Source organism: Olsenella sp. An285, from assembly GCF_002159625.1.
GTDB lineage: Bacteria > Actinomycetota > Coriobacteriia > Coriobacteriales > Atopobiaceae > Thermophilibacter > Thermophilibacter avicola.
This window is the reverse complement of the sequence record NZ_NFIZ01000017.1, coordinates 40,468-47,828: the sequence shown is the minus strand read 5'-3', so window position 1 is coordinate 47,828 and position 7,361 is coordinate 40,468. Positions and strand designations below refer to the sequence as shown.

At 69.4% G+C, this 7,361-nt stretch carries 7 protein-coding genes; 6 read left to right on the top strand and 1 reads right to left on the bottom strand.

Annotated features, from left to right (window positions below; translation table 11 throughout):
• Positions 1–1,104, top strand: a 1,104-nt coding sequence (locus B5F79_RS11025; protein ID WP_087221044.1) for a DUF6273 domain-containing protein, incomplete at its 5' end; no start/stop codon positions are given.
• Positions 1,105–1,213: 109 nt separating this feature from the next.
• Here B5F79_RS11025 and B5F79_RS09980 read toward each other — a convergent pair.
• Positions 1,214–2,098, bottom strand: coding sequence for a PfkB family carbohydrate kinase (locus B5F79_RS09980; RefSeq protein ID WP_087221041.1), 885 nt, complete (start codon positions 2,096–2,098; stop codon positions 1,214–1,216).
• A gap of 284 nt (positions 2,099–2,382) precedes the next feature.
• Between B5F79_RS09980 and purE the strand changes: the two genes are divergently transcribed.
• The 5 genes from purE to purN are packed head-to-tail and all read left to right on the top strand — an operon-like array spanning position 2,383 to position 7,342.
• The gene (gene purE / locus B5F79_RS09975) at positions 2,383–2,844 is read left to right on the top strand and encodes a 5-(carboxyamino)imidazole ribonucleotide mutase (RefSeq protein WP_087221037.1); all 462 of its coding nucleotides are present in this window, start codon (positions 2,383–2,385) and stop codon (positions 2,842–2,844) included.
• Between the two features lie 17 nt (positions 2,845–2,861).
• Positions 2,862–3,983: a class B sortase gene (locus B5F79_RS09970; protein WP_087221034.1), complete on the top strand. Its 1,122-nt coding sequence runs from the start codon at positions 2,862–2,864 to the stop codon at positions 3,981–3,983.
• Between the two features lie 23 nt (positions 3,984–4,006).
• Entirely contained in the window at positions 4,007–5,587 is a 1,581-nt protein-coding gene (gene purF, locus B5F79_RS09965) for an amidophosphoribosyltransferase (RefSeq protein WP_087221056.1), read from the top strand.
• 17 nt (positions 5,588–5,604) lie between these two features.
• Positions 5,605–6,696: a phosphoribosylformylglycinamidine cyclo-ligase gene (gene purM / locus B5F79_RS09960; protein WP_087221031.1), complete on the top strand. Its 1,092-nt coding sequence runs from the start codon at positions 5,605–5,607 to the stop codon at positions 6,694–6,696.
• Positions 6,686–7,342, top strand: coding sequence for a phosphoribosylglycinamide formyltransferase (gene purN / locus B5F79_RS09955; RefSeq protein WP_087221028.1), 657 nt, complete (start codon positions 6,686–6,688; stop codon positions 7,340–7,342). The genes purM and purN overlap by 11 nt, the downstream gene beginning before the upstream one ends.
• The last annotated feature ends 19 nt before the right edge of the window (positions 7,343–7,361 follow it).

The window sequence follows — 7,361 nt, the reverse complement described above, 5'->3', positions numbered from 1 at the left end:
GAGCCGGAGCCCCCCGCTCCCGCCGGCCCCACGCCCGCCGAGCGCGCCGGTGAGTTTGCCGAGCGCGCCAAGGAGGTTGCCGGCAGCGCAAAGGATGCCGTGGTCGACTTTGGGCACTCCGTGGCGGAGCGCTTCGAGTCCCTCGGGCCGGACAAGGTCCCCGCAATCGCGATCGCGCTCGTGATCCTCGCCGTGGTGGGCGTGGCCCTGGCGTACATCTCCACCGGCTGGTTCAGCCCCTTCGCGGACCGCACCGCCGAGACCCCGCAGTTCGAGGAGCCCTCCGACGGCAGCATCGAGCCCATCCAGCCCGAGGTGGCCGAGGAGGAGCCCGAGGACGAGGGTCCCATCGAGGGCGGGCCCGAGGTTCGCGACACGCTCCAGGCCTACTCCTGGACCGAGCTCTCCCAGATCTCCGCGCTCATTGCCGCAGCGCCCAGCGACGAGGAGGGCATCGACATCGCCCGTCGCTACAACCTCTGCGCCGAGAGCGGCTCCATCGACGCCAACAACGTCAAGAACCTCGAGCTCTCCAGCGGCGCGGTCGTGCCCGTGGCCATCGGCGGCTTCAGGCATGACGCCAAGTCCGACGGCACCGGCGTCTCGGGCATCACGTTCATCACCCGCGCGTCCGTGGGCAACCAGGCCGTCGATCCCTCCGGCATCGCGACCGCCTGGGAGGAGACGCCCCTGCGCTCCTGGCTCAACCAGAGCCTCATGGCGGAGATTCCCGCCGAGCTCGCCGAGCTCGTGGTGCCCGTGAACAAGACCACCAACCTGCCCATGGCCTACGGCAGCGGCCAGAGCGTCACGTCCGAGTACCTGTGGATCCCCTCGTACTCCGAGGTCGTGGGCCCGCTCGACTCGAGCAACCGCCGCTACGGCATCTACCAGAGCGAGGGCGAGCAGTACCAGCTCTACACCGACTCCGGCGTGACCTCCGTGGGCGACAACGCCACGCTCGCCCTGGGCGAGTACTGGTGGACCAGGAGCCCGGACGTCGTGACCGACTACTGGTACCTCGTGGTCTCCCCCGAGGGCGGCACCCCGTACGGCCATCGCACGGGCACGTCGGACGCCATCATCCTCGGCTTCTGCCTCTAGGCGCGTCCAGAGAGACGACGGCGCCCCGCGGGTTCTTCTCGACCCGCGGGGCGCTTTTTTGTCCTGCCGCTTGGCGTTGCCGATGACCGGAAGGGCCGGCTGCCCGAGCCTAGCCCAGAAGCGCTGTCACGTCTCCCAACACGCTCTCGAAGCTCACGCCGCGCACCTGGTAGTCCGGCTGGTCGGGCGTGATCTGCATGGCGTGGCGCACCAGAGCGCCGGCAAACTCCACGCTGGAGAGCAGGCTCTCGCCGGCGTAGATCGCCGCGGTGAGGCCGGAGGCAAAGAGGTCGCCCGTGCCGTGCAGCATGAAGGGAAGGAGCACGCTCGAGACCTCCTCGACCTGCGTCTCGCCCTCGCCGTTCACGGCCACGTAGTTGCGGATGACCTGCTCGCCCTCGTGGACGATGCCCTTGATCACCACGGACTTGGCGCCCATGCCCAGCAGCGCGTCCATGAGGCGCGTGACGTACGCCACGTCCACGTCCTGTCCCTCGTAGGGGATGCCGGTGAGGATGGAGGCCTCGGTGAGGTTGGGCGTGAGCACGTCCGCGCCGTCAACGAGGTCGCGCATGGCGGCGCACATCTCGTCGGTGTAGGTGGGGTACTTGGAGCCGCCGTCGCCCATCACCGGGTCAACGATGCGCAGCGCGTTGGGGTACTCGCGATAGAGGCGCAGGATGGCGCCCACCTGCTCGGCCGAGCCCAGGAAGCCGGAGTAGATGCCGTCGAGCTCGATGCCCTCCTCGCGCCAGGCGTCGAGGTACTCGTCCAGCATGGGCGTGGTGTCGTGCATGTAGAACTTGGGGAAGCGCGTGTGCGCCGAGAAGAGCGACGTGGGGACGGGGCACACGTCGATGCCCGCCGCCGAGAGCACGGGGATGGCCACCCCGAGCGAGCACTTGCCGTAGCCGCAGAGGTCGTGGACGGCAGCGACGCGCGGCAGGTAGCCGCCCTCGCGCTGGTAGAGGTGCAGATTGCTGGCTGTGTTCATGGGATTCTCCTTTGTCCGCGGACTGATGGACCAGCGTACAAGGGGACAGCATAGCCCTTTTCCCGCCGCGGCATGTTACGTTTGCGACAAATTCCCGCGGCAGCGCGGGGCGAACCATGCAACACCCGGGGTTTGGCCCCGAATCTGCCCAATAAAGCCGGGTGTTGTATGGTCCAGCTTCACGCCCCGCTCGTTATGACAAACCACCCTGTCCCCTTTGTCATAACGTCGCGGGCCAGCACGTTCTATACTTGAACGGCATATGCAACGACGAGAGGAGCATCATGGCAGAGCAGCCGCTTGTTGGTATCATCATGGGCTCGAAGTCCGACCTCCCCACGATGGAGGCCTGCACCGCCCAGCTCGAGGAGCTCGGCGTTCCCTACGAGCTGGTCATCGCCAGCGCGCACCGCAACCCCGACAAGGTCCACGAGTGGGCCGGCTCCGCGGCCGATCGCGGCCTCAAGGTCATCATCGCCGCTGCCGGCAAGGCCGCCCACCTCGGCGGCGTCGTCGCGGCGTTCACCCCGCTGCCCATCATCGGCGTGCCCATGAAGACCTCCGACCTCGGCGGCATGGACTCGCTGCTCTCCATGGTCCAGATGCCCTCCGGCGTGCCCGTGGCCTGCGTCGCCATCAACGGCGCCAAGAACGCCGCCATCTACGCCACGCAGATCCTCGGCGCCACCATGCCCGAGTATCGCGAGAAGATCGTCGAGTTCAAGCGCCAGATGGCGGAGGCGTAGGTCCCAAGGGGCTCAGGATGGCTTCGCACTTCAGACAACCCGACGAGGCTCCCCGCGGCGCGCATGCCGCCCGCGGGTCCTCGGGCTCCGGGGCGCACTTCGCGCAGGAGTCCCAGCGCCCGCGCTCGGCCAACCCCCGCTCGGGCCTCACCACCCGTCGCGGCGGGGAGGAGTCCTTTCACGCGCCGGACGGCAACCCTCACGCCGCGAGCATCCCGCACGGCGCCGAGGGCTTCGTCTCGGTCGTGACCGAGCCCGAGGAGGAGCGCCGCGGGCACGACCGGCGCCTCAAGGCGCCGCACTTCGTCGAGACGGACCCCTACGACCTCTCCGGCCGCCGCAGCCGCAGCGTCTGGAAGCGCATCGGCCGCGTGCTCTCCGTCCTGCTCTTCCTTGCGGGCATAGGCCTCATCGTGGCCGCGGGCGTGCTCTGGTTCAACAACCAGCGGCAGTACGCGGAGCAGGAGCGCGTGAACGAGGAGCTCGCCGCGTTCGTGGACGTCTCGGAGAGCGGCGAGGAGCCGCCCCGGGTTGACTGGGAGGCCCTCAAGGCCGTGAACGACGAGGTCGTGGGCTGGGTGCAGATTCCCGGCACCGTGGTCAACTTCCCCGTCTACCAGGCCTCTGACAACGAGAAGTATCTCCACACCAGCGCCGAGGGCGAGTACACCATCGGCGGGCAGATCTTCATGGACTACGAGAACGCCGCGCCCGGCATGGTGGACTCCCAGACCATCATCTACGGTCACCACCTGCGCGACGGCTCCATGTTCAAGGCCGTGTCCGACATGCAGGGTCAGGAGATGTTCGACAGCGTGTCCACCATCTGGTACGTGACCGAGGCGGCCACCTACCAGCTCAGGCCGCTGATGGCCTACCCCACCTCCGCGGATGACGTCAACGTGCGGCAGTTCAACTTCGCCTCCATGGACGACTTCCACGCCTACCTCAACGGGCTTCTCGGCATGTCCACCGCAAGCCGCGCGGACGCCGCCGAGGTCATTGCCGGCACGTCGCAGGTGCTCTCCCTCTGCACGTGCTACTACGATGACGCGGACAAGGGCCGCGTGGTCCTGGTGTGCGCGCCCGTGTCCGCCGTGGACGCCGCCGCCGCGGCGGCCGCCTCGGCAGCCAACTGATAGGAGGGACCGATTTCGTGACCATCCAGGACCTCGATACTGGCGCTGAGCCGCAGACCGCGGGCAGCGCCGAGAAGGACCTCGAGCCCCGGGGCCTCCATGAGGAGTGCGGCGTCTTTGGCGTCTGGGCGCCCGGGCGCGACGCGGCCCGCATGACCTACTTCGCCCTGCGCGCGCTCCAGCACCGCGGCCAGGAGTCCGCCGGCATCGCGGTGGGCGACGGGCGTACCGTGCTCGTGCGCAAGGACCTGGGCCTCGTGACGCAGGTCTTCTCGGACGCCGACCTCTCGGCCATGCCGGGGCACGTGGCCTGCGGGCACTGCCGCTACGGCACCGCCGGGGCGCGCGGCTGGGAGGCCGCGCAGCCGCACCTCTCCACCATCAACGACGTGATCATCGCGCTCGCACACAACGGAACGCTCGTGAACTTTGACGCGCTGCGCCGCGAGCTCATCGAGATGGGCATCCCCTTCCGCTCCAACACGGACTCAGAGGTCGCCGCCAAGCTCATCGGCTACTTCACGCAGCGCGCGGGGCGCCTGCGCACGGGCATCGCGCACACGATGCGCATGCTCGAGGGCGGCTACGCCATGGTGCTCGTGCGCGACAACGCGCTCTACGCCTTCCGCGACCCGCACGGCATCCGACCGCTCGTGCTGGGCCGGCTGGGCGAGGACGGCTGGGTCGTGGCGAGCGAGACCTGTGCCCTCGACATCACCGGCGCCACCTTCGTGCGCGAGATCGAGCCCGGCGAGATCGTCCGCGTCTCCGACGACGGCCTGCGCTCCGAGCGCGGCTGCGCGCCGGGCCGCCGCGCGGCCTGCGTCTTCGAGCACGTGTACTTCTCGCGCCCCGACTCCGTCCAGGACGGGGAGAGCTTCTACCTCATGCGCCACAACATGGGCCGCCGGCTCGCCCGCGAGACCCCCGTGGACGCCGATCTCGTGATCTCCGTGCCGGACTCGGGCACCCCCGCGGCAGAGGGCTTTGCCCAGGAGCTGGGCATCCCCTTTGGCACCGGCCTCATCAAGAACCGCTACGTGGCGCGCACCTTCATCCAGCCCACGCAGGAGCTCCGTCAGATGGGCGTGCGCCTCAAGCTCAACGCCCTGCCGGACGTGGTGCGCGGCAAGCGCCTGGTGATGGTGGACGACTCCATCGTCCGCGGCACCACCTCGCGCCAGATCGTGCGCATGCTCAAGGCCGCCGGCGCCACCGAGGTGCACGTGCGCTCGGCCTCGCCCATGGTCAAGTGGCCGTGCTTCTACGGCATAGACACCGGCAGCCAGGACCAGCTCATCGCCGCCCGCATGTCGCTGGAGGAGATCCGCGCCCACATAGAGGCGGACTCCGTGGGCTTCCTCTCCACCGAGGGGCTGCTGGCCTGCGTGCCCTCCGGCGCGGGCTGCGGCTACTGCAAGGCGTGCTTCACCGGGGAGTACCCCGTCGAGATACCACGCTCGTTCTGGGAGGACCGGTTCCTCCCCGGGTTCGAGCCGCGCAACCTGGAGTCGGCCTCCGCGACCTCGCAGATGCCGCTCGAGGACGCCCAGGACTTCCTTGATAATGGGCCGGAGGGGGACAGCCCCCTTCTGACTCGCTGACAGAAGAAAGGACCAAGATGGCCGAGAACACCAAGCACGTGAGCTATGCGGACGCCGGCGTGGACACCGCCGAGGGCGCCCGCGCCGTCGACGCGATCAAGGCCGCCGTCGCAGCCACCAACCGCCCCGAGGTCATAGGTGGCCTGGGCGGCTTTGGCTCGTGCTTCTCGGCCGCCGCGCTCAAGGACATGGAGGAGCCCATCCTGGTCTCCGGCACGGACGGCGTGGGCACCAAGCTCGCCATCGCGCAGCTGCTCGACCGTCACGAGACGGTGGGCGAGGACCTCGTGGCCATGTGCGTGGACGACATCGTGCCCATGGGCGCCGAGCCGCTCTTCTTCCTCGACTACGTGGCCATTGGCAAGCTGCGCGCCGAGCACGTGGCCAAGATCGTGGGCGGCATCGCCGAGGGCTGCCGCAAGTCCGGCTGCGCCCTCGTGGGCGGCGAGATGGCCGAGCACCCCGGCGTCATGGCCGAGGGCGACTACGACCTCGCCGGCTTTGTGGTGGGCGTCGTGGACCGTCCCAAGATGATCGGCCCGGACAAGGTGCGCGAGGGCGACGTCATCCTGGGCCTCCCCAGCTCCGGCATCCACTCCAACGGCTACTCCCTCGTGCGCAAGGTGGCTATCGAGGGCAAGACCGTGGAGGAGCTGGAGACCCCGCTGCCCGAGCTGGGCGGCGAGTCCCTGGCCGACGCCGTCATGCGCCCCACCACCATCTACGCCGGCCAGCTCCTGGCCGCCCTGCGCGCCGGCGCGCCCATCCACGCGATGGCGCACATCACCGGCGGCGGCATCACCGAGAACCTCGACCGCGCCATGCCCGAGGGCCTGGATGCGCTGGTCTCCCGCGGCGGCGAGGCCGGCCCCGCGTGGGACGTCCCGCCCGTCATCACGTACATGATCAAGGCCGCCGGGCTCACGCTGGACGAGGCCTACCGCACCTTCAACATGGGCGTGGGCATGGCCGTCATCTGCGCGCCCGAGGACGAGGCCGCCGTGCGCGAGGCGCTCGAGGCCCAGGGGCTCGCGCCCTTCTCGGTCGGTCGCGTGATCGCTGGCGAGGCGGGCGCCAAGGGGAAGGTGGTGTACGACGATGAGCGCTAGCACGACGGACGAGAAGAACGTCGCCTCGTCGCCCGCCATCAGGCTCGGCGTCCTCATCTCCGGAAGCGGCACCAACCTCCAGGCCATCATCGACCGCATCGCTGACGGCACGCTGGACGCCTCGATCGAGCTCGTGGTGAGCTCGCGTCCGAGCGCCTTTGGCCTCAAGCGCGCGGAGGCCGCGGGGCTCCAGACCCTCACGCTCTCCAAGGAGATCTACGCCGACCCCGAGGAAGCGGACGAGATCATCGCCGCCGAGCTCAGGCGCCGCGGCGTGGACTACGTCATCATGGCCGGCTACATGCGCAAGGTGCACGACCCCATCCTGGCCGCGTTCCCCAACCGCGTGGTCAACCTGCACCCCGCGCTGCTGCCCAGCTTCCCCGGCGCGCACGCCATCCAGGACGCCTACGACCGGGGCGTCAAGGTCACGGGCGTGACCGTGCACTTTGCCAACGCGGACTACGACGCCGGCCCCATCATCGCGCAGCGCGCGCTGCCCGTCGAGGAGGGCTGGACCGTGGACGAGCTGGAGGAGCACATCCACGCCATCGAGCACGAGCTCTATCCCGAGGTCGTGGGCCTGCTCGCCGCGGGCCGCGTCCACGTGCGCGAGAACCTCACCGTGGCGATTGACCCCGCGTAGCGGGGCGAAGCGGGGGCGG